Below are 25,770 nucleotides of genomic sequence, written 5' to 3'. Positions count from 1 at the left end.
TCTTTACATAAAACTAGATAAGAAAAGAGCCTAACACTAGATATTATTCTTCGCTGAACAGATCGCCGCCGTGCATGTCGATCATCTCTAGAGCTTTACCGCCACCTAGAGCAACACACGTTAATGGCTCTTCTGCAACAACAACAGGGATACCTGTTTCTTCTGTTAACAGGCGATCAAGGTCTTTAAGCAGTGCACCACCACCTGTTAGTACCATACCGTTTTCTGAGATATCAGAAGCCAGCTCTGGTGGACACTGTTCAAGTGCAACCATGACTGCAGATACGATGCCAGATAGAGGCTCTTGAAGTGCTTCAAGGATTTCGTTTGAGTTTAGGCTAAAGCTACGAGGCACACCTTCAGCAAGGTTACGACCACGTACTTCGATCTCTTCGACTTCATCGCCAGGGTAAGCTGAACCGATTTCGTGTTTGATCTTCTCTGCTGTCGCTTCACCGATCAAGCTGCCGTAGTTACGACGAACGTAGTTGATGATCGCTTCATCAAAACGGTCACCACCAATGCGAACAGAAGACGAGTAAACCACACCGTTCAGTGAGATAACCGCAACTTCAGTAGTACCACCACCGATATCAACAACCATTGAACCTGTTGGTTCAGATACACGTAGGCCAGCACCAATCGCAGCAGCCATAGGCTCATCGATTAGGTAAACCTCACGAGCACCAGCACCTAACGCTGATTCACGGATAGCACGACGCTCAACCTGTGTTGAACCACAAGGTACACAAACCAAAACACGAGGACTTGGTTTAAGCACACTGTTGTCATGCACTTGTTTGATGAAGTGCTGAAGCATTTTTTCCGTTACGTAAAAGTCGGCAATTACACCGTCTTTCATTGGACGGATCGCTGAGATGTTACCAGGCGTACGACCAAGCATTTGCTTAGCAGCGTGACCAACAGCAGCGACACTCTTTGCAGAACCCGCACGATCTTGGCGAATAGCTACAACTGAAGGCTCATCAAGAACAATGCCTTGGCCTTTTACATAAATAAGGGTATTGGCTGTACCTAAATCAATCGATAGGTCGTTTGAAAACATGCCACGAAGTTTTTTAAACATATTCTTCGCTCATCCTGCAAGAATTAGAAGACAAAAATTGCACTAAATGTACCAATGCCTTGCTGTTACGGCAAGGCATTGAAGTACAAACATGGACTGAAACCCGCAATTTCTTACAGATTCCTAACTTAAGGGGCAAAAATTATATTATTACTGACCTGTTAAGCCACTTTCACCTCGGTAGATCACACGATCGTTACCACGGTAGATACCAAATGTGACGACGGTGGATGGATCTTCATCACCCAGTTGGCGCCAGTTGTAACGTAGCCATGGTTGATCTTGATCACTGCCACTACATGAGATGTTATTTCCGCCATCGCTATCAGGCTCAGAGTCATCCATTCTTAACCACAGACGAACTTGCTCACGTGGCGCGTCTGTTCCTGCTGGCGTATTTTGATTTGCTGTGACCTCTTCTTCTCCATCATCCACATTTCCACTACCGCTAAGTGAAACTAAAGTGGTTGCCGCCCCTTCACTGTGCCAAATAACTTGTTTACAAGTATTAGCCCCATTGAAGGTACTGCGGTCATCATCCTCGTTAACAATAAACTCGCTGCCATCCCAGAACTCAGTTCGCAGCGGAATAGTTAGAGTAGTACCGGAATTACCACCAATATCATCAAGCGCCATTCGGCCATAACGAGCTGGAGGCTGGACCGGAAACTCGACAGAATCAGTCAAAATATCAGAGTCAGTAAATGAAACAGGATCAACTCCTGCAACGGTCAAGCCAAAGTGGGTAATAGTGGAGTTAGCATCTGAAGTATTAAACGGTGCATCTCTGCGGCTAACGTCATCTGAATCCGTAACTCGCTGAAGAACAGAGGCACTATCGTTCAACAACCAATGCTTACGATCATTAGACCAAGACCCAGCATCCGTATCTAGCAAGAAGCCGTTATCTATATTGCTATCATCTAGAACACCAAACTTTGCTTGTAGTTCTGTATTAAAGAATCGGTAATTATTAAGCGCATTATCCGTATCACCTTCACCTGATGCCATTGGATATACTTGGTGAACTGTAGAGTCATAAGGTTGACTCAAATAAGCAATGTCGTTTTGATTCGCGACATTCCATTCAGGGTTCTCTTGCAGGAAGTACTTCGGATAGAAGCGGCCAATTGATTTACTTCCAGAAAATCCACCAAGAATCTTGCCGTAAAAGCTGCTCGAATCTTCAGTCACTTCAAAATTTATACTACCAACTTCTGAATACTTTAAACTTTTGAATTTATAACCATTATCATTAGGACTAATATCGGAACTAGACTGAGTCAATTGGCTGCCAGGCTCTAAGCTACCAAGCACTGCACCATTATTGCTAGGTGTATCCAGAGTATGAGTTGCAACGACAGCACCAGAGGACAGCAAATAGTTTTGTGTTACTAAGCTATTGTTACACGAAGGGTTAGCGTTACTCGAAAATCGAATTGGTTTAGCAAACACGTCAAACTCTTCCCCTGCTGCAACAAACGCATTCCCACCACTGCTGTTACCATCAGAATTGCTGCCCGTACAAATAGCAAATTGCCAAGGACGAGAATTCACCAAAAAACTACCAGAAAGTTTATCAATACCACTCTCAGGGCAACCCGAGATCTCACTACAGTCAAAGCTGTTGTCGGTCAACGTTACTTTGAATTGACCTGATTCTTGAATCGAAAGTGTATCGGTTGTTTCACCGTTATCACTCACCTCAAAATCAGGCGTATAATCTAATAAGGTTATCGCACGATTTCCGTTCGCAGGTTGAACGATACCTAAACTAACTTTAGGGGTGCCTACATAATCTTGTGATAAAGAAGAATCTTGCGAATTACAAGAGGATACCTTTGCCGTCACGAGGTAATCATCCCCAGCCACAACAAACTGTTCATCAACATCGAACTTATAAGGTACAAAGTTAATTTTTGATGCAGCCGTTTCTAAATCACCATTCCAAGTACCACTGGCATCATAACTCTCTAACTTAGATGAAGATAAGTACAAAGTTTTTTGCCCATTAACAAAGTGACTTTGGTAATCCCCCGAAGATGTAGAGCAACTGTTTCCATTCTCATCTTCACACCACTTCCCAGTAGAATTTGGTGAATGTGATGCAGTGAAATTATCTTGAACGGTGCTAATCACGTTGCCATCATCATCTACGACTTTAAACTCAACCTCAGCGACCTCACAAGTTAGAACATGAGAATATTTTGGGGTAACGACAAGAGAACCAGTTGGAAGTGGAGGAAGTGGACAGCTATAGTCAGGTTTATTAATAACTAAACCACTCTGCGAAACAACGCTCGCAGCAGTAACTGCGCCTTCCACTGTAAGTAAGTTTGGCAGGTTAAGTGTTTTCGCTAAAATAAAGCCTCTAAAGTTTCCTTTCAACTGTACAGTTGCATCTGGAGCATAAATGATTGGGTATGCGTTCTCATTAACAATATCGACGCTATTATTAAATTTAAAGCTTGTAACTACATTTATTTTAGAGCTATTTTCAAATATAAAATCACTTCGGCTTGTATCCGAAGCCAAAAAGTTATTAAAAGTTACTGATGATTGTTCAGGGATAATTAATACTAAACCACTACCATTTGATATTTCGAAATCATCAATATATAAACCATCTTTAAGGTGTACCCTTATTTCTGGATACTCATTGCCTAAATCATTTATATATAGTCGTTTCAAGTCTTCATTGATATACACATTAGCATTAGCTCCTGCTAACTCAAATGAACACAAGTTTGACGCATCACATCTAGACTTGATGTTTTTATCAATAGCTAGGCTCTCTGTTACAGAACGACTCGGAACATTAGGCAACAAACTATGGTCAATCTTTCGTCGGTTTAGTTGACCATCCTCATTCCCTACAGCACAACCTAAATCATCTCCACAGACATCATGGTTGTACATTTGATTTGTACCTCCCTCTAAATCAAATCCGACTAAAAGCAAACTCTCGGGATCAGGATTAGATGGACTCCAAGATCGATCATTGTCAATTGAAAAAGCATCAAGATAATCGGGAGACCAGCCATTGAAAGTTGTGCCCCACCCATTATTAATAATCAATGAACTCTCAACCCCAGTCCAACTTTGGATAGGCTCAGGAAACAAGTTACATACGTTAACCGGAATCTCGACCTCGGGAATTTCAAATGCGAAATAGCCTACTGATTCATAAGCTCCATGTTTACGAGTACTAAGAGAAGTAGCATCTTCATCAAATGCGAATGTAAATTGCGACTCTCCTCCACTCACATACTGCTTACAATAACGTAGCCAACCACCATCACCACCATTTCGGGTTTGCTTATTAGCAATAACACCAAACTTATTAAAGTTTTGATGTAGTGATATTTCGTTATTCAGACATGACCAGCCTATAGATTTACCTGGCTCTATTTCAGTTTTTTGGTTGTAGGTACCAGGCGCTTGGAAAAACTCTATTTTTGATGTTTTAGACTCATCTTGCCCTGAAAAAGTAGGGACAGCTAAATAAGCGATTTGCTTAGCTGAAGAAGTTGGCCCTTGTCGACCACGCTCTAGAGCAAGCTTAAATTTTTGGTTAGTTAAACCAGAGATAGCTGTTGTGGCCCAATCTCGGTCCTTGCCCTGAACTTGAGCCATGATCACGGGGTTTGTAATATCACCTCCCTGATATGAGACCGTTTCCCAATCAGAACTGCCACAGGCATTGCCTTTACATTGAGCCTTAGAAGTTATGATGTTTCCAGCTTCACCATAAACCTTGGAACCATTATGATCGTAAAATGTTAACCTTCCGGGATCGGTAACAAAATAATAAATAGGTGACATTCGATCGGTTGAACTATAACTCTCAGCCGATTCACTTTCTATTGTTGCGCCTTTCTTTGAGTCCCAAATAGTTGCAACACTAGCCTTTGTTGGCACACTATTCACGATATCATCAGGATCGATAGTCGACATTAAGAATACAATTGGATTGTCATATTGCTTCTGGAACAACAAGTTACAACCATAAGTACAATCCATACCTTCAATAGAACCAAACTCATATTGAACATCCTCCAAATCAGGGACTGGTTCTTTTTCTCCATCGGCACACTCAACTACAACGGTATCACCTGACACTTCTAAAGTACCATTACCACCGTTTATCACAATTGAAGTAGTCTGTTTCTGTTCATATCCAGAGCCTGTATCAAGCTTGTAAATGAGACTGCCGTTTTTACCATTATTAGAAGTCGGTCTATAAATTAGGAGAACTCTTTCTCCTGGATTCACGTTCTGATCGGTTATCTTAGCGTTACTACCACTAACGCTGGACCACAATTTAACTACAGAGTTATTTGACGTAAAAGTGATCGTGACAGGAGTTGGGTTTGGAATAGTAAAAGCAACAGAAAAGCCATCTTGTCTTTTTAGATCATTACATTGTTCAGGAGAAAATTCGTCAGCTATCGAAACGAAAGATGTCCCACATAAAACAATCATGACTGCAGTGAGCTTCAAAAAGTTCGCGTAACAACGAGGAAGATTTTTAATGGCTCTAAAAAGACCAACCCATAATTTCATACTCACTCCCTCACCCAAACTTCTTGAATACGCTGTACTTGGTTAATGCCTGAGCCACAAACGGCTGTTGATTCAATCTTAAAAAAACCAACATCATCTAAAATTCCGATCGGAGTACAAGTTAACTCTTCAACTGCACAGATAGTCGACATCCCACTACTCACTTGGTTTGAATTTAAGTTACCACAGACGGTGCTCACACTGGTTGAAACCGCAGGCGAAACCGTTAATGGATAAACTTGAGTGAGTGCCCACTCATTAGCGGAATGTGCTAATAGCCAAGCCTGTGTTCCAAGTTGTTTACGCGTCAACGTATCGTGATTTGACCACTGAACTTGCACTAAAGAAGTCGCGAGGAAGCCCATCACCACAATAACAAATACTGCGACGACCAAAACACTGCCTTGTTGAGATGATTTCCTATGGCGCATTGAGTACCTGCACGTCTTGTTGATAAACACTGATTTCGTTGTTTTGCTCAAGCACAAGTTCGATGTGAATCACGCCACCGCGCTGTAAGCTTGGCTCTTCGTAACGAAAATTACTGTCGGCATAATTGATGCTATCCGCAACGGTCACTCCATTACGCTGAATTAGACCTTGATTCTGAATAGTATCGTTTACTAAACAGTAACTCACAGAGGCACTTTCATCGTAGATATAGTGGCGCTGAGCGATTGAGTGGCTACTAATACTTATAGAAGGAGCCGTAAATACATTACCGGTTGAAACCAAGCCCGAAACTGGAATTCGCTTAGTTGAACCAGCCACCAACTCAGAGTACGCGGTTGGGTTGATAATAAGGAAATCATCTGCATCGAGTATTGGGGAGTCTTGGCCGATAATAAAATTCAGCTCATCTGTCGCTTCATCAAGGTGATAAAAGCCTGAGTATTTAATAGCGTAAAAAGTAAGACATTTTTGAGCAAAAACCGAAGCCGGAGTAATACTCGAATCAAAACTGTTAGGGACCGCGTGACTGATTTCTCGCGACATTTTCTCAACAACAAACTGCCCTTTTACTTGCACCTTTTGTCTATCGATAGTGTCGACATAACCTTTCATGCCGTATTCAACAAAGCCTGCGATCGCTAAACCAATCACACCTACGACAACAATCGTTACAATCATCTCAATTAAGGTAAAACCACGTTGCTTCATCAGTAGTTCCCCTTATAAGCAACGACGTTATAACGATTATTACCACCGAAGATCTGTATCTCAACACGCTTCATCGGGCCAATTGTGTTGTCATCAATTCCGTCCATGTTGCCATCGTAAAACACAGATACTTCCACCCGAAAATTGGCATAGCTATCATCTATCTGTTCATCAAGTATATTGGCTAACTCATTCGTAGTACTCGACAGGCAGGCGGATTCAGTCGCAGCCGTATACCAGCAACCAATATAGTCGTCCACGTCATTAAACGTTGCTGGCTTACCTTCTTGTTCACCATCATCAATATCAACCCCAAGCTTGTCGGGATCAGTGCAACCACTATATTCAAAATCACCACAACGCATTACCCCTCCGTCAAAGTCACTATTATGGTCAAAGCCACGTGCCAATATTTGATTCATTAAGCTCTGCCCTAAAGCTACTGAGCGGTTTTGATATTGAAGGTCAGCGGAGCCCGCCACTTGAGGAGCTAAAAAACTAGTAATCGTGACCATAGCAACGCCCAATACGATAATCACCACAATACTTTCAATAAGAGTGAAGCCACGGGAGCGCATCATAAACATGCTCCCTCACGCACGTAACCTTGAGAATTAATACAAACTTGGGCGCTATTATTTGAAGAAGTAGAGTTAATAGTAATATTCACTCCAGCACTTACTGAAGGGTTCCCCAATAAATCAAAGTCGATAACAGTATTCGCTGGAGAAAACGTTATGTCTGATATACGTACATAATCACTACGCGCATCGGCTTGTGACTTTTGAGCGCTGTTCGATAGATTTAAACTGCAAGCGGTGACAGAGCCTAGACAGTTACTATTTATAGCAAGGCGAAAACTGTCATTAGCCGCTGAAACATTCGATTGCATTCGATTGACTTGGATTTGGCGAATTACGGAAATGGTTTGCTCTTGCGCAGTAAAAGTAGAATAGCTAGAGGTACCAGCGAAGCGACTTGCGGCAAAGGTGGAAACAATACCGAGGATAATGATAACGATGATCAGCTCTACCAGAGTAAAGCCGTTGGGTGTGGGGCTGTTATCCATAATGAGCCTCTAACTGCCTAGCGAATACTGATTATACAAGATAACGAATGTAGTGATCTTATGTATATGAATAGTTTTGATATTTATATGTTGTAGATAGAAAAAAGGCCAGCAGGAGCTGGCCTTCATAAATTGAATAAAATTATTCTGGAGTACAGTTTGTAGCGTCTGCCACCATTGCAGCAGTGGCTTCGTTAGTACCGCTTGCTTCTGTGTAACGAACACAGTTAGAAGTGTAGTTATCTAGACCAAAGTAAGCTACGCCCGCAGTGTTACCGCTACGATCAGCCTCACGAATGAAGATAAAATCAGTACCAATACCTTGAACAATCGCTGAGATTGCAGTGGATGTAGCTTCAGGGTAACCCAAGAAGGTCTCAATTTCTTGAGTACCAACACCAGTACTTACAGCGCCAGATGTAGATTCAATACCAGCAATTGCAGCTTTACCGTAAATGATGCCAGATGCACCTTGGATAGCACCCGCTAGACCTTCAAGAGTTGCGTTCTTCGCATCATCTTGCAGGTTTAGGAAACGTGGTGCCGCAGTTACAGCAAGAATACCTAGAATAACAATTACAACCACTAGTTCGATTAGGGTGAAACCGCCTTGTCTTTTCATAGTTAAGCTCTCTCTATGTTTAATTTTACGCAGACTTACTGCAAAGTTACGGTCACACGACCAGTTTTAATTTCGTAAACAAATTCATGTTCTGTACTACCTTCTAATTGAACGTAAGTACAGGTTGCATCAGCTGAATTCGCTTGCGCTGAATATTTGTAATTTGAGTCATTAGCGACATCTGAAACCGCACCAACTTTAGGTGGGTTTTGCAGCAAGTTTTCCATCAACTCAGAACATGTTTCATCTGAAATATCTTGTGGCGCAGTGCTCGAATTGTTGTTCAGAGTCCACGGATAGCCGTCTCGAAAATCAGTATCGACGTTGTTACTGTTCTTTGATCTTGTTAACCAAAAATCAACACCATCATAATTTACAGTATTGTATGTTTCAACACCTATCTTCTCTGATGGCCTAGCTTCTGCTTCCCACTGTGCTCTTGCCGACAGTACTGCTGTCGCAAAACCACCAGCAACGCCTTCAATGCTTGATTTCTTGGCTTCATCTGTCACATCTAAGAAGCGAGGTAGGGCGGCAACCGCCAATAAACCAACGACTACGATCACTATGACTAATTCGACAAGGGAGAAACCCTTTTGATTCTTAAGCATTTTCTACCTACTCATCTAATTATTAACGCGCATTATACATTCGTGCTCGTATAAAACCATAAAAAAACTGTCAATATTTTCACAAAGCCAAAATATTGGCTTTCACACTAAACCTTTCTCTTTCGAGCAATATATCTATCTGATATTTATCAGTATAATGATAACTACAGTGAAACTGTATGTTATCACTTTTATCTTCAATACTTGGAGAGCTTAGCCCTAAAATACTCCCTTGAGGATATAATTGATCCAGCCAATAGTTACAGTCTCGCTCCGTACCTTGGATAGGCATTACCCACCCAGTTCTGCTGTAGATCTTTGGGGGTTCCGAGCCTTCTTCTTGCCCAGCACCCGATAACAAATACTGCTGTTTGAACAAATTGGCTTGCTCTAAAATCCGCTTGCTCGCGACGATAAATGCCGTGTTAGTCGCTTCTTCTTCTACCGTTTTGAATGCCGAAAGCACACCGACAATAAGAAAAAGAATAACCACTGTCCAAATAACAAAACGTGAGCGTTGTAGGTTATTTAGCATTCCCTAGCCTTTGATCGCATCCAACATTCCCCACATCGGCAAGAAGATACCTAGCGCCAAAATCAGCACCATGCCTGCAACGATGGTTAACAAAATGGGTTCAATTCTGGCGGTTAAGGTTTTCAGATCGTAATCGACTTCGCGGTCATAAAAATCAGCCACTTCAAGTAATAGCTCATCAATACGACCCGTCTCTTCACCGACGGAGATCATTTGTATCACGAGCGGTGTGAAAATTTCGCTGTTAATCGCGGTCGACGAAACCGTACTACCGGCTTCAATGGCCGATTTCATGGCTTGAACTCGCAACTCTAGAAAACGGTTATCTAAAGCTTCCGCCGAAAGCGCTAGCGACTGGTTCAGTGGAACACCCGCTTTAAGCATCAAAGCAAAAGTACGCGAGAAGCGTGACAACAGTGCTCGATTCACTACCCCGCCAATGACCGGCATTTTTAAGCGTAATCGATCCCACTTTTCCAAGCCTTTGTCTGTCTTCACCCAAGCTTTAAAAGCGAAGATAAGACCAAAGATCACTCCAAGCATTAAGCCCCAGTAATTCACAAAGAACTCAGACATACCAATCAAGATACGAGTAGGCAGCGGCAAGTCGACACCAAAGCGCGCAAACATGCTTGAGAACTGTGGAATAACCTTGATGTTAAGAATGAACATTGCAATCAAGATAAAACTGATCACGAATGTTGGGTAACGCATCGCAGTCTTAATTCGTTTGCGAGTCTCAACTTCTTGTTCGTAATATCCAGCTAATTGCAGTAAAGCCTGATCTAGACGGCCTGTGTTTTCACCAACGCCAATCATCGAGACAAACAACGGACTGAATACCTTTGGGTGCATATGCATTGACGCCGCTAAGCCGCGACCATTGGTTAGCTCAGCAACCACCTCTTCCAAGGCGGCTTTCAGCTGCTTATTTTCGCAGTTTTGAGTGAGGCCTTTCATCGATCTTAATAGTGGTACACCCGCTTTGGTTAGGCTGTATAACTGTCGACAAAACAGAACCAACACCTCTAACGGTACACTCGGAAAGAACAGACTCGATACATCCATATCTAAGACTGAACCACCACTTTTGCCCAGTTTGATAGAGGTTGGAATGATCCCTTTACTCATCAAGCTTTCAGCAGCAAGATCTTCGTTATTCGCGTCTAATTGCCCACTTACTTGACTACCATCAGAGCTGCGACCTACATAACGATACGTTGGCATATCATTCTACCCCTACAGATAAATTGGGTCAGTGGCACCGGACGCATCACCTTCGCCAAGATGCATTATCTCATCAAGACTCACGACACCTTGCAGAGCCAATTCCATCGCAGAAGCCAATAACGGTTTATAGTTTTCAGACTGTCTCGCCTTTTGAGCAAAACCTACCGCATCATTAGCTCTCAGTGCATCCATCATGTTTTGCTCTAGCTCCAACATTTCAAATACACCAATTCGCCCGCGGTAACCGGTTAAGTTACAGTTCTGGCAACCACGGCCTTTCATAAACGGCACACCTACTTGGTTAGGGAAACGGACGCTCAGCCATTGCTTGCGAGGTTCATCTAACTCATCCTCAACCTTACAATCTGTACACACTTTACGAACTAATCGCTGTGCGACTACTGCTCGAACAGCGCTCGCGACCAAGTAACCCGGAGCACCCATATCCATCATACGCAACGCGCTGTCTACCGCATCATTGGTATGTAACGTACTTAATACTAAGTGGCCGGTCAGTGCAGCTCTCAAGCCTATCTCAACGGTTTCGTGGTCACGCATCTCACCGATAAGAATAATATCGGGATCCTGACGTAGAAAGGTTCTCAAGATAGTAGAGAAATCGAGATTGATCTTAGGGTTTACCTGAACTTGATTCACACGAGGTAGGCGGTATTCCACAGGGTCTTCCGCAGTAATGATCTTTTTACCCGGTTCGTTTAATTCACTTAACGCGCCGTATAAGGTTGTTGTTTTACCTGAGCCGGTTGGTCCGGTAACCAAAATCATGCCATGTGGACGGCGCAATTGTTGACGCAGACGAACCAACAGATCACTCGGTATGCCCGACTCTTCTAGTTTACGTAGGCCTGCTGACTGGTTAAGAAGACGCATAACCACTGATTCACCGTGCTGTACTGGCATGGTCGACATACGAATATCAACCGACTGACCTTTAGCTCGGATATTAAAGCGACCATCTTGAGGAAGACGTTTCTCTGAAATATCGAGGTTTGCCATCAGCTTCAAGCGCAGTACAAGTGCAGAAGCGATATTCACTTCATTCAGCAATGTTTCATGCAGTACGCCATCAATACGCTGACGAAGACGCAATACGTTTGAATCTGGCTCGATATGAATATCCGAAGCACCAACCTGAATAGCATCTTCAAACAGCGAGTTGATCAGCTTAACGACGGTAACTTCATCACTATCTTCTTCAGCGATATCGAAATCAAAGGCATCATTAACTTGGTGTTCAGCGTGAAGCTGTTCTGCAAACGAGGCGATCTCTTTGGTTCTTCGATAATAGCGATCGAAGCCATCAACCAATTGCCTTTCTTGAGCAACAACGAATTCCAGCGCGTAATCGCCGAGCTGACCAAGCAAAGACTCTTGGGCAAACAGATCGGCTGGGTCACTCATAGCAACACGTAAAGTGTCACCTTGGCGCCCAATCACTAAGGCACGAAGGCGACGAGCATGTACTTCTGGCAAAAGCTGTACCGCTTCAACATCGACAACGGCTCGGCTTAAATCAATAAGAGGAATCGCTAACTGCTGCGACAAAAAGCTCAGCATTTGCTGTTCTGACAAGAAGCCAAGCTCAATTAGAGCATCACCGAGCTTACGCCCAGTACTTTTCTGAGCGGCCAGTGCTTGTTCAACTTGAGCCTCGGTGATAATGCCTTCTTCGACAAGCAAATCACCAAGTCTTTTTCTTAATCTAATTTGCATCGCCGCTCTCCTCTAAAGCATTGAGTATTTTTAACCGGTCACGCACAAAGCTTTGTGATTGAGATGAGATACCGACTCTGGTTAACGCACCTTGGTATGACGCTTTAGCAGCCGTGAAGTCGAGTTGGCGTTCTTGCTGAATCGCTAAGCCCAACCACCAGCGAGCGTTATCTGAATCGACCTCAACCAACTTTTGATAACTCTCGAGTGCGATTTCTTCTTGCTGTGATTTTTGGCTCAACGCCGCACGCATTGCTAGATACTCTTGAGTTGGATGCGGAGGCATGTGTACTAAAGGGCTCAGCGCCGCTTCTGATTGATTCGCTTTAACCAGCAGTTTAGATAACCCTAATCGCAATTTTTCACTGTTGATGTTGAGCTTAATTCCAGACTGATAAAGCTCATAGGCTTTGCGAGTATCGCCTTTACCAAAATAGAGAATCGCAAGTTTCTGACGGACATCTTCATTTCGTGGCGTGTAGCGTAGAGCTTCAGTGTAGCCCTTCAACGCACCAGTAAGATCGTTCGCATCAAGCGCTTTCTGAGCTCGACCTTGTGCATTCACAGATAGCTGTTCCGGAGTTAACTCAACCTGTTCGATCAACATTCCGCTATTTTCTGAATCACCAGAGGCTACAGGCTCATTAGAGATAGACGCAGGGGCTTTTTTTGCCACACTAGCAACGTAAATCGGTTGGGGGATGTCAGTCCTAATCGTTTTAGGCGTGCTTAGAGGTTTAGCCGGTGTTTGTTGTTTTGTCGCTTTTGGGGCAGACATAACAACTGATTCGGAAACACTAGGCTTAGATTGAGCGCTTTTTGCCATCGCAGTGTTTTCTGTTGAAAGGATCGCAGAGTCTAGTGTCACCAATTTCTTAGTTGGCGATGAGATAGGTTGAGCAACTTCCTGAATGCCATTTGAATCATCAACGACAGAGACTTGAACCTGTAAATCTCGAGTTGAGATTGACTGCTCAACAATAGACTGATCAATCACAGGGCCTTGCGATATCGCCCAACCGCCCATCGCTAAGCTCAAAGTAAAACCTGCAACAACCCAAACTAGGGGGGAACGCGTTTTTACTTTAGGTACGACTGCCGCTTCAATCGAAGTCGCTGACTTTTTCTTTGCCAATTCAGACAAGGCGTTGTTAATGACGCTCATAATTAATTCCAACCCCACAGTATTGGCGTTTTAAATTTAGGCTTACACACATCGTACGTTTCATGCATAGCTGAAAAAAGATGTTGGTTGTCGATACTTTTCTTATCTTCACTGAACGAAAGCAATAGAGCCTTATGGCAAAGTTGGTTTATCAATCTAGGGATACCTAACGACGAACGACAGATCGCCTTTTTTTGATTCAAGCTGAATAACTCAGGACTGCCACCAGATTTAGCGATTCGATTATCAATATAAGCCACCGTTTCATCGAGATTCAGCGGTCTCAGTGTCGAACTAAATGTGATTCTTTGGCGAAACTGCCTTAGGTGATAAGCCTCTAATCGAGCATCCAATTCTGGCTGACCTAATAGAACAATCTGCAGCAGTTTTTTATCTTCCGTTTCAAGGTTACCAAACAACCTTAATGTTTCGAGCGCTTCATCCGATAGAGCCTGAGCTTCATCAAGAATAGCCACCACTCTTAAACCAGAATTGTGCAATTCAATGAGCTTATGCTGAATGTTATCAACCAAGGTTGCTTCATTATCGACAGCTAAACCAAGCTCTGTTGCAACCGCCTGGCGCAAGTCTGCCCCTGATAACACAGGGTTTGGTAAGTAGATCAGAGCTGTACAGTCATGTAGGTGATTGACCAACATCCGGCAAACCATGGTTTTTCCAGTGCCTACCTCTCCGGTCACCTTAATCACGCCCTCGCCCATTTCCAACGCCGAGATTACCGTCTGAATCGCTTCGAAATGAGGCGCTAAACCATAGAAGAAATCGGTATTCGGCGTTAAGGTAAATGGCAGTTGTTCAAAACCAAAGTGAGCTTGATACATACGACGACCTAGCTTAGTGAGACACTGCCACTCTATATTGAGAAAGTAAGCAATTACTCTTCATCAGGGAACCACTGCTGAAGAAGATCACGTGAACGCTCCAACTCATTTTGCCAAGTATTCACACCCACGATCGTTGGCTTAAGTAAGATCACGAGCTCAGTTTTTTGCGTTAACTGATTGGTATTACGGAACAAATGACCTAAGGCTGGAATATCACCGAGGAATGGAACTTTAGAGGTCACATCACTGGTGTTGGATTTCATCAAACCACCAATAACAACCACATCGCCATCTCGAGCTCGAATCACTGAGTCAGACTCACGAATAGAGCTTTTCGCCAAAGGAAGCTGCACCACACCCGTTGTAGAACCAAGGTTGAGCTCTTTCACTTCTTCCTCGACCTCAATAACGGCTGGGTGAACATGTAAGAATACGCTACCTTTATCATCTATCTGAGGGGTCACATCTAAGGAGATACCCGAAAAGAACGGAGTTAACTCAACCTCAGGTGCGACGTTCGCGTTGTCACCACTGCCTACCGCGCTAGATAAATCCGTCACGTAGTATTCGTCAGTACCCACTTTGATAACCGCTTTCTGGTTGTTTGCAGCTGTGACTCGTGGGCTTGATAGAACGTTCAGGTCACCTTGAGTATCCATAAAGCTCAATACCGCTTCAAAACTGCCATCTGAGATCGTTACGTTGGTTTGCCCGCCTAACAAAGAGCTGATCGCATCTAATGGAGGCAAAGTTCCACCAGGTCGATCAATTACCACACCGCCGCTGCCAATCGACTTAGATAAATTAGACCAGCTAATACCTTGTTGGTAACCATCACTCAAGGTTACTTCCATGATTTTGGCTTCTAGGATAACTTGACGCTGCAGGCGTTTTTGAGAAATACCTAAGAACTCTCGAACCTCACGAATTTCGTCAGGGTAAGCACGCACTGTAATCACACTCGCTTGCGGGGTCACGACAACGCTTTGCCCATCGCCCGAGCCAATTAAGTGAGCAACCGCCGCTTCAAGCTGTGGCCAAAAATCACTTTCAGAGGTCGTTTCAATCTCTGTACCACCATTCGATGTCGAGTTTGATGAATTAGAAGAATTAGATGAATTTGACGAGTTTGAGTTCGAGTTTGAAGAGCTCGATGAATTCGAATCTGAGTTAGAGATCGTGCCGGTGGTGATCGTCGTTAGTGAGCGACCAGAACGCTTAACTTGTAAGTAATCGACAGGGATCGTTACGGTGCGAAGACCGGCAGGATAAACTTGAATCACTTTGCCACGCTTTTCAATATCGTAGCCATACATATCTTGAGCAACAGCCAGTACCTCATCTAACGTCACGTCCGTTAGATTAAGCGTAAGGTTTCCAGACACACTTGGGTGAATAGCCGCACTATATTCCGTACCTTTCACTAAGCTGGCAAAAAAAGTTCTCGCTTCAACGCCTTTTGCCTGAATACGAAAACGCTTAACCGTTTCCATCCCCGGAGACATCGAGTCAGAATTAAGCTGAGGCATAAGGTCATCTTGAACCGACGAAGGCAGCTCATGAAGCGCTCTGCTATTGGCTTCATTAATTGATTCGTTTAAAGACTCTTTAATCTCAACAGGATCTCTATGCCCCATCGAACAGCCGACTAAAGATGACACTAGGATTGCTACTACAAGTTTACGCATGTCTTCACTCTAACCTTAATTATTCTTAACATCTAAAGAGAACATCTCTAATTTCCACTGCTTAGAGCTTCTCTGCAGAGTGACGTATTCTGGATCTATGTTCTTAACTCGGTACCCTCTGATCGTTTCCCCTTGTCCGAGAATCTGACCATTCATAATCGCATAGCAAGGCGTATCTCCCTTACACACGATGCTTTCTAAAGAAGGCAAGCGATAACGAGTTGGTGCTTTCTTAGCAGGCGCCGTTTTCTGTTGAGGTGAAAGCCAGCCTAATGGCGCCGTGGGATCTTGCTCAGCCCACACAAAAGAGCTACTAAATAGCAAGGACAACAAAAGAGTTCTAACCACCGATAAACTCCTGTCTAGTACCTAATGTGTAAACCTCGAACACCAGTCGAGCTTTAGGATATTCTTCTACTGAGTATTCAAATGTGCGCCAGTAGTAACTCACAGGTAGAGACTCAAGTGCTTGAAGGTAAGCTGAGATATCAAAGTAACTGCCGGTTAGCTCCATTCTTACAGGGTGAAGAAAGTAGCCTGAATATTCGCTGGTCTCTTTATTGTTCGAAATCGCTTCTGGTTTTAATGACTCTAGCGATTCAAGCTTTAGTCCATTACCGGCGTTAAGAACGCTCTCCAGTAACTGCGACATTTGAGAAGGCGTGATTAATCCATCAACAATCTGAGAAAGCTGAAGAGAGAGATCTTGGCTCTCCACCAGCAGCTTTTTGTACTCTCGATTAATTTCTTTGTCTGGGTCTTTGTTTAACTGAGCTTGCAGAACAAGTAACTCACCTTGCTGCCTTTGATTCGATTGAGTCAGGCTGCTCGCCTTGGCATTTTTAGCTTGTAGATCGAGATACGCAGGCTCAACCAATAAGGTGAACAACAACATCGATAGGCCAACAAAACCACACACAAAAAGTAGCCATTTTTCTCTTTGACTTAATGCAAGAAACTTATCGCTCAGCTGGTTCCACTGCTGCATTATTTACTCTCCCGACGAGTACTTAGCTCAAACGTCACCACATCCTGATCATTACGGCCAATTTTTAGTTTTTCAAAAGTGCGTCCGACTAAATTAAGCTCACTTTTAAACTGACCAATCCAGTTCGGAACGACATTTGCGTTACGAGCCAAGCCACTAAGATCTAAAGTATCGTGGGTCATGTAGATGTGCGAAAGAGAAATGTCATTTCGGCCTAATTTAGCTAAGGAATTCATGACGCCAGAATACCCGACTTGTTGGGATTCGTCGTATTGTCCAACAGCCTTCAAAGCCTCTTTTTTAGCCTCAGTCTCACGTTTGAGACGCGCAACCGCCGCGACTTTCTCTGGAGACGGTTTATGCTGAGTTAACTTACTATTCAATTGGTTAACTTGCTTGTTAAGTTGATTCGAGTCTTGTTGCAGGGCTGTTAGCTCTTTATCTAGATTAGAAACTTGATACTGCATTGCGAAGTAACCACCAAGCATCAAAACACAAATTACTCCCCAGCTCGCAACAACATTGGTCAGCGTAAAATATTCTTTTTTAGGCTTAAGGTGTTCAGGGTAAAGATTGACCTTAAACGTCTCTTTTTCAGCTGCAAGTTTAAGCAACAAACTCTCTGAATTATCACGCTCACCTTCAACCAACAGTGAAACTGTCGAGCTCAATGTACTGTTTAAGGCACTTTGTAACTCTGCTTCATCTTCTTCGTCACAACAGATTTTAAGCTGGTGAAGCTGGGTGCCTTTAATTTGAGAAGAAAGGTAATCAATCGAGCGTTGAAGCTCTAAAGCGAGGCCATCTAACTGCAGAGCACTTGACGCAACACCCGTTAAAGGTGGCACAACACTGCGGATGGTTCTTTGAAAACAAACGGTATTTTCGACAAACGCACCCAATTTAAAGTGTGAATTGACGCTACGTTGTAAAAGAATGAAATTAGACAGTTCGCCTGCACTGTAACCCCAGATTTCATCTTCAGGAGCAACACCTATTAATTCAACCTGAGCCGAATTAGTGATATTCAAAAGCTTGTCCAACAGCTTTTTAGGCAGGACATATACTTGCAGCTTGTTCGACGTTGGTAACGCGACCGCACTCGCAGTAATTTCCGTGACTCTTTCTGAAACAAGATCTTTGAGTAAAAAAGGCAGTGCTACCGACCATTCACTCTCTGGAATGTCCGGTTTATCAATTTGGTAGGTTTGGTAGTAGTTAGCACAGACAATCAGTTGGACGCTATTACTGGTAAACGCCTCACTGCTAAGCGATTTTTTTAGCGCACTCTCCCAGTCCCCATTAACCACGGGAATGCTGGCTACTTGAGGATCTTGTTCAGTCGATGAAATATAAATGGCGTCATTGCCCAGCAAGACAACTTGCGAGCTACCTTTATTATTCGTTGGCTTTATTTTGTCTAAAATCGCTTTAAAATTCATTCTTAACTACTACTCTTACGCCATCGATTTCTTCGTCCAACTTTGACAACAGATTCCGCTTTCGCGGCTTTTTCTGCTTGATTAGGCAAAGGGATAATTTGTTGTTCTTCGTCGAAATATCTCCCTTGATAGCCGTTAATGCCTAACTCTATCAAGGTATTCTTTTCTTGTTTTGTCTCGACTCCAACGGCAATAACTTGAGTTGGAGAATCACCACACGCCCCAATTAAGCTTCGAACAAACAGTTGGTTCTCATGCCTTTGGTCGATTTTCTTTATTAGGCTTCGATGAAGCTTAATATAATTAACCTTCAAATCCTTTATATAGTGAGTGCTAACAATGGTTCGCCCAGCTTGGCCAACCACAACTTTACACCCTAAACCTCGCAACATCTTTGCCACCGGTCTCATATAATCAAGATGAGCAATCAAGTGCCCTTCTGAAAATTCAAACGCAAGCTGAGAGCGGTGTTGAGCAGAGAGCTGTAACAACTCACTCCTAAACCACTTAAAGTGCTGTTTATTAGCAAACGGGGTAACATTCAGATTCACTGAATAGTTGATAGGTTGAGTTGATTCTTTCAACGATTTCAACACAACCTTTAGAACCGATTGGTCCATTTGAGCTTGATAACCCACTTGCTCTACCGCAGGCATAAATCGAGACGATTTCAATAAACCTTTGTCAGGATCCTGAATTCTAGTAAATATTTCTCTATGCAATTCATTAACTTGACCAGATTCCGGCATAAGATAACACCGCTGAGCAAAGATTACTAAATTTTCAGGAAGCAGCGCTTTATCAAGTAATGTTCTCCAACGAACACTGCCTCTATCAAGCTCATTCTTATTCTCTTTCGGGTAACGGCTCCAGTTATTAATACGCTCTAACTGAGCACTCTTTAGTGCCGTTTCCGTTTCATCCATGATCTGGCTATGACGCTCACCTTCGGTATACATGGTCACACCAATATGACACCAGTTATCCGACTCTAAAGGCTCTGGCGGAGTTAGCTTATCTAACTGCCTTAAACACTGAGCAGCCAAGGTCGCAATATCTTTTGCGCCCTGATGAGGGATAAATACAGCAAAGTCCGCTTCGTAATAGCGAGAAAAAATGACATCGGGATAGCGTTGAACGATATTCGACAGTACTTCACCGACTTCAATAATAAAGCCGTCTGTGGTTTGCTTATCGTTAGCATCACTAACTTGCTCCCATTCGTCGATACGTATCAGTAACACACCGCCTCGAGCACCACTTTCATGCAGTGCCGATTCCAGCTTATTATCGAATAAAACTCGGTTTGCCGTTCCCGTGAGTTTATCTAGGAAAGTATGGGTACGAATAAAGGTATCAAAGCGACTTCGTTCTTGACGAGCATCTTGTAGCTCTTCAATCAATACATCTAAGGCTTCGCTTGCGGTATAAGGCCACTCTCGCTCATCTCCCTTTGCATGAGCTTCAACCTGACCGGCCAAGATCATTCTTCCTCGCTCTTCCAAGATTTCAGAACCCATGAGTTGTTCTTTCAACCAACGAACACCGCGAGCAAGACAGAACAGAACCAATGCGACAGCCAAAGTAATTGACCACATCGCTTCCATTGAGTAGTTGTAGCCAATATAAGGAGGAAGTGCTTTAAATTCGATTCGGTAGCCTTCATTACGCTCTAAAATGAAGCTTTTCTCATAAAGACGATTGGGATCAATTTGTGGGGAGGTATCTTTGAAACGATAAACGATGCCGGTCTTGTTCGAGAGTTTCATCTCAACAATATTGCTCGCCTGCAACATCTTAGGCATCCAACGCTGCATTGAATACGCGGCGTCAGGGTCTTCCATCTCTTTATCTACAACGTCGACAATGCCAACCAAATAATGGTCTAAATATTCCTGTCCAATACGCTTAAAGGAAAGTGTGCCACCAATAAAAAGAATGAACATCGCGCTGATCACTATCACGGTGACAAATGCGACCAATCGAGTGCTCAATTTTAGTGTCGGGGTATATCTCATGAATAACGAAATCCTTTTCAACTCACATTATACCGTATTGCTACTTATACTATAAATTGACGTTGTAAATAAAGCGTTAAGAATTGTAGGTAACAAAAAGCCGCGATGAACGCGGCTTTTTCCAATTTAATACTGTCTTTATAATATATTAAAAACTAGGTCTCAGGTAATCCTCAAAATGGGATGTCATCATCAAAATCCATTGGCGGCTCATTATATTGAGGTTGAGCCTGCTGAGGAGCTTGTTGAGGTGCTTTTGGCTGCTGTTGAGCGGGAGCACTGTATTGTTGTTGCTGTGGCTGCTGTGGCTGACCCCAACCACCTTGCTGTTGGTTGTTACCCATGCCACCTTGAGCAGGAGCACCACCTTGAGCACGGCCGCCAAGCATTTGCATTACACCATTGAAGCCTTGAACAACCACTTCAGTTGTGTAGCGATCTTGACCGCTTTGATCTTGCCATTTACGAGTTTGAAGTTGACCTTCAATGTAAACTTGAGAACCTTTACGTAGGTACTCACCAGCAACTTCCGCAAGCTTGCCAAACAGAGCAACACGGTGCCATTCTGTTTTTTCACGCTGCTCGCCAGTTGCTTTATCACGCCATGACTCTGACGTTGCAATGGTAATGTTCGCTACTGCGCCGCCATTTGGCATGTAACGAATTTCAGGGTCATTACCTAGGTTACCCACTAAGATGACTTTATTAACCGAACCTCTACTCATAATTATAACCTTTTCTATTAAATTTCATATACTTATATCTTATTTTCAATTGCCGCCACTATACGAATGAGTAAAGGCTGCTAACTTTCGTTCATTGTACCAAATAACGATGTGATTTTGGAGTCCCTAATCTGCCTTTCCAGCCTAGAAACCCTATCATTTACCACAGCCAATCTTTCCTGACCTGAGTGTTTCATTTTGTAGTTTTCCACTATGGCTGCAATCTCTTTGATTTGCCCATCAATACGACTATTTAGTAATGATGCTACAACATAGAGGTCTGCTTCTAATGTTCGCACTCGGTTTTCATTAGACGCTGCATTAACATTTTTTTTACTCTCCACAAGTTCAGCAAACTGGACTAAAACGGAGTCATATTCAGCTTCCAGCTCTTTATACTCGGATCGTTTATCCTTAAGCTTTTGCGTTGTTGATGCCGTTTTTCTTTCGGCTGTTGTGGTTGTTTTTTTGTTCGCTTCCTTAATTAAGCCATCGAGTTTTTCCATGAACTCAGCATGGATGAATTCATTGCGATTCTCATTCTTACCGTAAAGAGTAGTCTTGCCAACGGATTTTCCATCAGGAAACTTTGCGTTAGCGATAACTTGGGTTTGAGTGATTTCTCCTGTAAACCCCTTATCAATCAGATTGTCTAGCGACTCTAATAATGCTGTATAAAACAACTGCTTTTTAGCTTCACGACGACTCATGAAAAACCTCTCACTATACAAACTTAATAAATCCACTGCATCATTTCAAAGTTTTAGATAATCAATTTTCGATTATGATTACAGCCATATATGGAGTGCTATTTCAGCTCGGAAAGAGAAACCCTGATCTCACGAAATCCAATTTGATAAGCAGCACTGATAGCAGCATCTGTTGTCTTAAATACCCTTGCATCGGTGCCCCTTTGCGCAGTCAAATATGTATCTAGTGATGATTTTTTCCCGTGACAAACCAGAATATATCCCTCATTGCTAAATATCGGGCGGGTAACGCTACATCCCTTGAATGCACCCGCATCAAACTGCAACCTAATTTCATTTAGCTTCATATTTCACTTTCCAAATTTGCAACATCAAAAACTAATTTTAACTGGTGACACCACTTCAATCATATCCTAAATTTGATGTAACAAAAATCAATTTCAACAAGGATACATTGATAACAACAAAAGGGCGATACGCCTCTGCGTATTAGCGGTTACCCGATCAGCTATTCTGACCACCCGATCACAGGGATTCTGATTTGCCCGAACAATTTAGGCAGACAACCAAAGGTTTTGCTTCTTTGTCATTAGTTTTCTGGTGTGGTGACCCTGTGTAGCTCTTTATCAGATAACTTCTCGTACCCCAAAATTTCAAAGACCACCGTTGTTAGTAGTGGCCGATTCGCACGAATCTGGATATTAGCTTGCAACCGCGCTCCATAGCGTCTAATGCACTTTATGCTGGTTTTTTCGTAGGACATGCAAATCGCGACTGACCCCTAAAGCTCGTAAATTTGTTGATTTAGTTAACCTAGTCAAACACATAAGGAGAAATAGTAGTTATCCTACCAGTAACCCAAACTGTCAGATTATTAGGATAAGGAGTTCAACGATGTTTGGTTTTTTTAAAGGACGCTCTGTAGGAAAACAAATCGCTGCTTCATTTGAAATTAAAACCAATTTGTTTCTTACTTCTCTTGAACAGGTAATGCCAGCATATTTACAACTATTGGCTAACCTTCATAAGACAGGATCTTCTCTAGAAGAATTAAGGGAATATACAGCCCCTTTTGCATTGCAAGGTCTTGAAGTTTTAGAGAAACGCTTTGGTCAGCAGCCTCAAATTGATGATGCTAAAGGCAAACTTAATCATTACTTAAACTCCAATCAATCTTAGTCAATGCTCATGAAATTCATTGTAAAATGGGCACTTGTACTTTCGTTCTGTGTCTCTTCGAATTCAGTCGCACAGCAAGACATGAATAAAAGCCCTGTAACCATGGCTTATGTATGTTGGTACCTTGCTAATGATGCAGGTTTGGAAACTGATTCAAGCTTATTTGCAAAGATGATTGCAATGGTTAGAAAAATGCCGGATTTTAAATCCGAGCAGCATTTTGAATTTATGGGATACGCAGCACAGCAAGTACATGACTTAACATCTTTGGAACGTGAAGGAGTGTATAGCTATGGCTGCTTGGAGCCACTCGAAAACATCAAGCGAGCGGAAAAGCAGGGAATGCTAGACTAGACCAGCATAGTCTAGAACAGCCGTTACTCTTTTAAACGACTCAGCTCATTCGAAGTTAGCAACGTGATTGACAACTGGTTCCTGCATCGAAGTGTTGACCAAATTTTCTTACGATTCAGAGCGATAGAGTAACAGTAGCTGTTAATATCCAAGGGCAAGGTGATCATAATGGACTCAAATTTAAGTCTTATTAAATACTATAGAAGGCGTATTCTCACCTTCAAAAACAAACTTGATAACATAGACCCTGAGTCTTCGGATCTTCAGCCACTTCTTGAATTTCAATCCTATTTGACTAAGCAGATTGTTAGGGATGAAAAGAGGTTAAAGAGAAGAAAAGATGAGCTAGTGGTCTTAAAGCGTGGTTTGAGAGATAGGGGCTTAGGAAAAAGCGAGGCTAGAGCCTTAAAGGAGTTGATCGAGAGAAGAAAGGAGTCTATAGCGGGCAATAAATACCTTCTCTATCTTTGGCGGTGTTTCGGGGACGGCTTGGTTTTTAAATTCATAAGTAAGTGGAATCTTAAACGATTTCTGTATGAGGCCGATTCGGCTGAAATTAAACAGAAGTCGGGATATATTCATGGGAAAAATGGCATTGACCAAGAGTTGGCTCTCCTCATGGATGCCTTTAAGAATAATGTTCCAGCTATCCTATGCGATCTTACAAATGTAATACGACATGGTGATTTATGTCTTCTTGGAGATTCTGATCCCGTTGTTATCGAAGTAAAAAGCAGTAAGAACAGAAATAAAAGAGTTGAGCGTCAACTTGAATCAATAAACAAGCTACAAAAGTATCTTGAGGAGGACGTCGGGGATGTAGGTGGGGTCGAAGGTATGCGACGTGTTGAGCTTCATGATGAAGAGCGCCATCATGGAGAAGCTTTCAATAAAGCTCTTGAACTATCTAAAGATCGACCCTATGCAAAGTTAAGTCCCGAAAAAGGTCTATATTATCTTGCGCTAAATACCGAATATGAAAAAGACTTCGCTGAAGTATTCGAAGGTATTGAGGCTCCTATCGTGTACATGCTCAATCAAGCGAAAACAGAACAACGCTGGGATAACTACTACCCCTTTGTTTTGTCGATTAAAGACCCTGTTAATCTGTATCGATTTATCGTAGGGGAAGTTTATGTTTTTGTAGCTGTTAGTAGTGTTGTTCTCAAAGAGATGGCATCTGATATTGGATATGACCTAGAAATTTCTGAGTTTAAAAATGAGGGCTTTGTTTTTAGCAAGTCCCTCACTGGTTGTAATGAACCTTTCAGAGCGATTGTTTCTGAGCACTTTTCAGGTAGGCTTGGCTTGGAATTTTTGACCCTAGAGTGGTTCTTTGAAAATGAAAAGAAACTATTGGGGGATATGGAGGCAACGGCAATTAATGCAATGGAAAATGCCTAACATACGTGTGTTACCATATAGCTATATCGCAGCTACATATCTGAATAGCGGGTACTACGTGCAATTAAGGCACGACTCGACTATAACGTTTCAACAGTAATCGATTTAATCAGGAGTGAGTATGGAGTTGCCTAATTTAGAGGAATTTCGAATGGTTGGAGCTGCATTTCCGCTGGTAGACCCGTCTGAGTTGCCACCCAAGTGGGAGCAGTTTTTTGATGAATTTATGCGAGGGCAGTCAGTGCCACATCCAGTTTATGTGTATGCTCACGACTGGAATTCATTTTGTGTTCGAGTCAAGCAAGGTGATATAAAAATAGACTGATGTTCACTGGTGTACTTACTCATACACGATCTGACTCCTTTTGTGGTGAAGCGTGACTTAGTCGTACAGGACTGCTACATATGTCACCAAAATTGGCATGGGACAGTTTCGAACTAGCTACCCTTGCTAATTGAATGTGATCGCGGCAAACCACTTATGGAATTTTATCAGTTAAAAACTGAATTCGTCACACACTTCTATGATGATTCAGTACCTAAAAAATGAATCCGTCACGCACTTCTATGATGATCCAGTACTTAAAAAATGAATCTGTCACACACTTCTATGATGATCCAGTACCTAAAAAATGAA

General features: G+C 42.7%; 24 protein-coding genes. 3 read left to right on the top strand and 21 right to left on the bottom strand.

Going from position 1 to position 25,770, the window contains the following annotated elements; all coding sequences use genetic code 11:
• Window positions 1–43: 43 nt before the first annotated feature.
• The 21 genes from A6D97_RS14450 to A6D97_RS14350 all read right to left on the bottom strand — a co-directional run bounded on the left by A6D97_RS14450 (window position 44) and on the right by A6D97_RS14350 (window position 22,543).
• On the bottom strand, window positions 44–1,087 hold the full coding sequence (locus tag A6D97_RS14450; protein ID WP_017062957.1) for a rod shape-determining protein: 1,044 nt from the start codon (window positions 1,085–1,087) through the stop codon (window positions 44–46).
• Between the two features lie 150 nt (window positions 1,088–1,237).
• Complete coding sequence (locus A6D97_RS14445) at window positions 1,238–5,653, bottom strand: DUF6701 domain-containing protein (RefSeq protein WP_065584683.1); 4,416 nt, start codon at window positions 5,651–5,653, stop codon at window positions 1,238–1,240.
• Window positions 5,654–5,655: 2 nt separating this feature from the next.
• A complete protein-coding gene (locus A6D97_RS14440; RefSeq protein WP_065584682.1) occupies window positions 5,656–6,084 on the bottom strand; it encodes an MSHA biogenesis protein MshP in 429 nt (142 codons plus the stop codon).
• Complete coding sequence (locus A6D97_RS14435) at window positions 6,074–6,814, bottom strand: prepilin-type N-terminal cleavage/methylation domain-containing protein (RefSeq protein ID WP_065584681.1); 741 nt, start codon at window positions 6,812–6,814, stop codon at window positions 6,074–6,076. Before A6D97_RS14435 ends, A6D97_RS14440 begins: the two co-directional genes overlap by 11 nt.
• Window positions 6,814–7,395, bottom strand: coding sequence for a type II secretion system protein (locus tag A6D97_RS14430; protein WP_065584680.1), 582 nt, complete (start codon window positions 7,393–7,395; stop codon window positions 6,814–6,816). The genes A6D97_RS14435 and A6D97_RS14430 overlap by 1 nt, the downstream gene beginning before the upstream one ends.
• Entirely contained in the window at window positions 7,392–7,883 is a 492-nt protein-coding gene (locus tag A6D97_RS14425) for a prepilin-type N-terminal cleavage/methylation domain-containing protein (RefSeq protein ID WP_065584679.1), read from the bottom strand. Before A6D97_RS14425 ends, A6D97_RS14430 begins: the two co-directional genes overlap by 4 nt.
• Window positions 7,884–8,025: 142 nt before the next feature.
• Window positions 8,026–8,505 (bottom strand): type II secretion system protein, encoded by a 480-nt coding sequence (locus A6D97_RS14420; protein WP_065584678.1) that lies wholly within the window; start codon window positions 8,503–8,505, stop codon window positions 8,026–8,028.
• 35 nt (window positions 8,506–8,540) lie between these two features.
• Window positions 8,541–9,116 carry a prepilin-type N-terminal cleavage/methylation domain-containing protein gene (locus A6D97_RS14415; RefSeq protein WP_065584677.1) on the bottom strand — a complete coding sequence of 192 codons (576 nt, stop codon included), beginning with the start codon at window positions 9,114–9,116 and terminating at the stop codon, window positions 8,541–8,543.
• A 79-nt stretch (window positions 9,117–9,195) separates the two neighbouring features.
• Window positions 9,196–9,651 carry an MSHA biogenesis protein MshF gene (locus A6D97_RS14410; protein ID WP_065584676.1) on the bottom strand — a complete coding sequence of 152 codons (456 nt, stop codon included), beginning with the start codon at window positions 9,649–9,651 and terminating at the stop codon, window positions 9,196–9,198.
• A gap of 3 nt (window positions 9,652–9,654) precedes the next feature.
• Window positions 9,655–10,878: a type II secretion system F family protein gene (locus A6D97_RS14405; RefSeq protein WP_065584675.1), complete on the bottom strand. Its 1,224-nt coding sequence runs from the start codon at window positions 10,876–10,878 to the stop codon at window positions 9,655–9,657.
• A 12-nt stretch (window positions 10,879–10,890) separates the two neighbouring features.
• Window positions 10,891–12,615: a GspE/PulE family protein gene (locus tag A6D97_RS14400; RefSeq protein ID WP_017061350.1), complete on the bottom strand. Its 1,725-nt coding sequence runs from the start codon at window positions 12,613–12,615 to the stop codon at window positions 10,891–10,893.
• Window positions 12,605–13,780, bottom strand: coding sequence for an MSHA biogenesis protein MshN (locus A6D97_RS14395; RefSeq protein WP_065584674.1), 1,176 nt, complete (start codon window positions 13,778–13,780; stop codon window positions 12,605–12,607). Before A6D97_RS14395 ends, A6D97_RS14400 begins: the two co-directional genes overlap by 11 nt.
• A gap of 2 nt (window positions 13,781–13,782) precedes the next feature.
• The gene (locus A6D97_RS14390; RefSeq protein ID WP_017061348.1) at window positions 13,783–14,622 is read right to left on the bottom strand and encodes an AAA family ATPase; all 840 of its coding nucleotides are present in this window, start codon (window positions 14,620–14,622) and stop codon (window positions 13,783–13,785) included.
• Window positions 14,623–14,675: 53 nt separating this feature from the next.
• The gene (mshL, locus tag A6D97_RS14385) at window positions 14,676–16,313 is read right to left on the bottom strand and encodes a pilus (MSHA type) biogenesis protein MshL (protein ID WP_017065932.1); all 1,638 of its coding nucleotides are present in this window, start codon (window positions 16,311–16,313) and stop codon (window positions 14,676–14,678) included.
• Between the two features lie 15 nt (window positions 16,314–16,328).
• Window positions 16,329–16,661, bottom strand: coding sequence for a hypothetical protein (locus A6D97_RS14380; RefSeq protein ID WP_017061346.1), 333 nt, complete (start codon window positions 16,659–16,661; stop codon window positions 16,329–16,331).
• On the bottom strand, window positions 16,654–17,301 hold the full coding sequence (gene pilO / locus A6D97_RS14375) for a type 4a pilus biogenesis protein PilO (RefSeq protein ID WP_017061345.1): 648 nt from the start codon (window positions 17,299–17,301) through the stop codon (window positions 16,654–16,656). The genes A6D97_RS14380 and pilO overlap by 8 nt, the downstream gene beginning before the upstream one ends.
• Window positions 17,301–18,743, bottom strand: coding sequence for an MSHA biogenesis protein MshI (locus A6D97_RS14370; protein ID WP_017061344.1), 1,443 nt, complete (start codon window positions 18,741–18,743; stop codon window positions 17,301–17,303). The genes pilO and A6D97_RS14370 overlap by 1 nt, the downstream gene beginning before the upstream one ends.
• 2 nt (window positions 18,744–18,745) lie before the next feature.
• Window positions 18,746–20,761 (bottom strand): RNase E specificity factor CsrD, encoded by a 2,016-nt coding sequence (gene csrD / locus A6D97_RS14365; protein ID WP_065584673.1) that lies wholly within the window; start codon window positions 20,759–20,761, stop codon window positions 18,746–18,748.
• Between the two features lie 173 nt (window positions 20,762–20,934).
• On the bottom strand, window positions 20,935–21,489 hold the full coding sequence (locus tag A6D97_RS14360) for a single-stranded DNA-binding protein (protein ID WP_065584672.1): 555 nt from the start codon (window positions 21,487–21,489) through the stop codon (window positions 20,935–20,937).
• Window positions 21,490–21,566: 77 nt separating this feature from the next.
• Window positions 21,567–22,196: a hypothetical protein gene (locus tag A6D97_RS14355; RefSeq protein ID WP_065584671.1), complete on the bottom strand. Its 630-nt coding sequence runs from the start codon at window positions 22,194–22,196 to the stop codon at window positions 21,567–21,569.
• A 98-nt stretch (window positions 22,197–22,294) separates the two neighbouring features.
• On the bottom strand, window positions 22,295–22,543 hold the full coding sequence (locus tag A6D97_RS14350) for a hypothetical protein (protein ID WP_065584670.1): 249 nt from the start codon (window positions 22,541–22,543) through the stop codon (window positions 22,295–22,297).
• Window positions 22,544–23,090: 547 nt separating this feature from the next.
• Between A6D97_RS14350 and A6D97_RS14345 the strand changes: the two genes are divergently transcribed.
• From A6D97_RS14345 to A6D97_RS14335, 3 genes are all read left to right on the top strand, one after another.
• Complete coding sequence (locus A6D97_RS14345; RefSeq protein WP_065584669.1) at window positions 23,091–23,375, top strand: hypothetical protein; 285 nt, start codon at window positions 23,091–23,093, stop codon at window positions 23,373–23,375.
• A 9-nt stretch (window positions 23,376–23,384) separates the two neighbouring features.
• On the top strand, window positions 23,385–23,729 hold the full coding sequence (locus A6D97_RS14340) for a hypothetical protein (RefSeq protein WP_065584668.1): 345 nt from the start codon (window positions 23,385–23,387) through the stop codon (window positions 23,727–23,729).
• Between the two features lie 168 nt (window positions 23,730–23,897).
• Complete coding sequence (locus tag A6D97_RS14335; RefSeq protein WP_065584667.1) at window positions 23,898–25,133, top strand: hypothetical protein; 1,236 nt, start codon at window positions 23,898–23,900, stop codon at window positions 25,131–25,133.
• Window positions 25,134–25,770 lie beyond the last annotated feature (637 nt).

The organism is Vibrio sp. ZF57 (assembly GCF_001691235.1).
Classification (GTDB): Bacteria; Pseudomonadota; Gammaproteobacteria; order Enterobacterales; family Vibrionaceae; genus Vibrio; species Vibrio crassostreae_C.
This window is presented reverse-complemented; position numbering and strand designations above follow the sequence as displayed.

Coding starts and splice junctions, on each gene's coding strand:
- A6D97_RS14450 (WP_017062957.1), bottom strand. CDS start 1,087: ATGTTTAAAAAACTTCGTGGCATGTTTTCAAACGACCTATCGATTGAT.
- A6D97_RS14445 (WP_065584683.1), bottom strand. CDS start 5,653: ATGAAATTATGGGTTGGTCTTTTTAGAGCCATTAAAAATCTTCCTCGT.
- A6D97_RS14440 (WP_065584682.1), bottom strand. CDS start 6,084: ATGCGCCATAGGAAATCATCTCAACAAGGCAGTGTTTTGGTCGTCGCA.
- A6D97_RS14435 (WP_065584681.1), bottom strand. CDS start 6,814: ATGAAGCAACGTGGTTTTACCTTAATTGAGATGATTGTAACGATTGTT.
- A6D97_RS14430 (WP_065584680.1), bottom strand. CDS start 7,395: ATGATGCGCTCCCGTGGCTTCACTCTTATTGAAAGTATTGTGGTGATT.
- A6D97_RS14425 (WP_065584679.1), bottom strand. CDS start 7,883: ATGGATAACAGCCCCACACCCAACGGCTTTACTCTGGTAGAGCTGATC.
- A6D97_RS14420 (WP_065584678.1), bottom strand. CDS start 8,505: ATGAAAAGACAAGGCGGTTTCACCCTAATCGAACTAGTGGTTGTAATT.
- A6D97_RS14415 (WP_065584677.1), bottom strand. CDS start 9,116: ATGCTTAAGAATCAAAAGGGTTTCTCCCTTGTCGAATTAGTCATAGTG.
- A6D97_RS14410 (WP_065584676.1), bottom strand. CDS start 9,651: ATGCTAAATAACCTACAACGCTCACGTTTTGTTATTTGGACAGTGGTT.
- A6D97_RS14405 (WP_065584675.1), bottom strand. CDS start 10,878: ATGCCAACGTATCGTTATGTAGGTCGCAGCTCTGATGGTAGTCAAGTA.
- A6D97_RS14400 (WP_017061350.1), bottom strand. CDS start 12,615: ATGCAAATTAGATTAAGAAAAAGACTTGGTGATTTGCTTGTCGAAGAA.
- A6D97_RS14395 (WP_065584674.1), bottom strand. CDS start 13,780: ATGAGCGTCATTAACAACGCCTTGTCTGAATTGGCAAAGAAAAAGTCA.
- A6D97_RS14390 (WP_017061348.1), bottom strand. CDS start 14,622: ATGTATCAAGCTCACTTTGGTTTTGAACAACTGCCATTTACCTTAACG.
- mshL (WP_017065932.1), bottom strand. CDS start 16,313: ATGCGTAAACTTGTAGTAGCAATCCTAGTGTCATCTTTAGTCGGCTGT.
- pilO (WP_017061345.1), bottom strand. CDS start 17,301: ATGCAGCAGTGGAACCAGCTGAGCGATAAGTTTCTTGCATTAAGTCAA.
- A6D97_RS14370 (WP_017061344.1), bottom strand. CDS start 18,743: ATGAATTTTAAAGCGATTTTAGACAAAATAAAGCCAACGAATAATAAA.
- csrD (WP_065584673.1), bottom strand. CDS start 20,761: ATGAGATATACCCCGACACTAAAATTGAGCACTCGATTGGTCGCATTT.
- A6D97_RS14355 (WP_065584671.1), bottom strand. CDS start 22,196: ATGAGTCGTCGTGAAGCTAAAAAGCAGTTGTTTTATACAGCATTATTA.
- A6D97_RS14350 (WP_065584670.1), bottom strand. CDS start 22,543: ATGAAGCTAAATGAAATTAGGTTGCAGTTTGATGCGGGTGCATTCAAG.
- A6D97_RS14345 (WP_065584669.1), top strand. CDS start 23,091: ATGTTTGGTTTTTTTAAAGGACGCTCTGTAGGAAAACAAATCGCTGCT.
- A6D97_RS14340 (WP_065584668.1), top strand. CDS start 23,385: ATGAAATTCATTGTAAAATGGGCACTTGTACTTTCGTTCTGTGTCTCT.
- A6D97_RS14335 (WP_065584667.1), top strand. CDS start 23,898: ATGGACTCAAATTTAAGTCTTATTAAATACTATAGAAGGCGTATTCTC.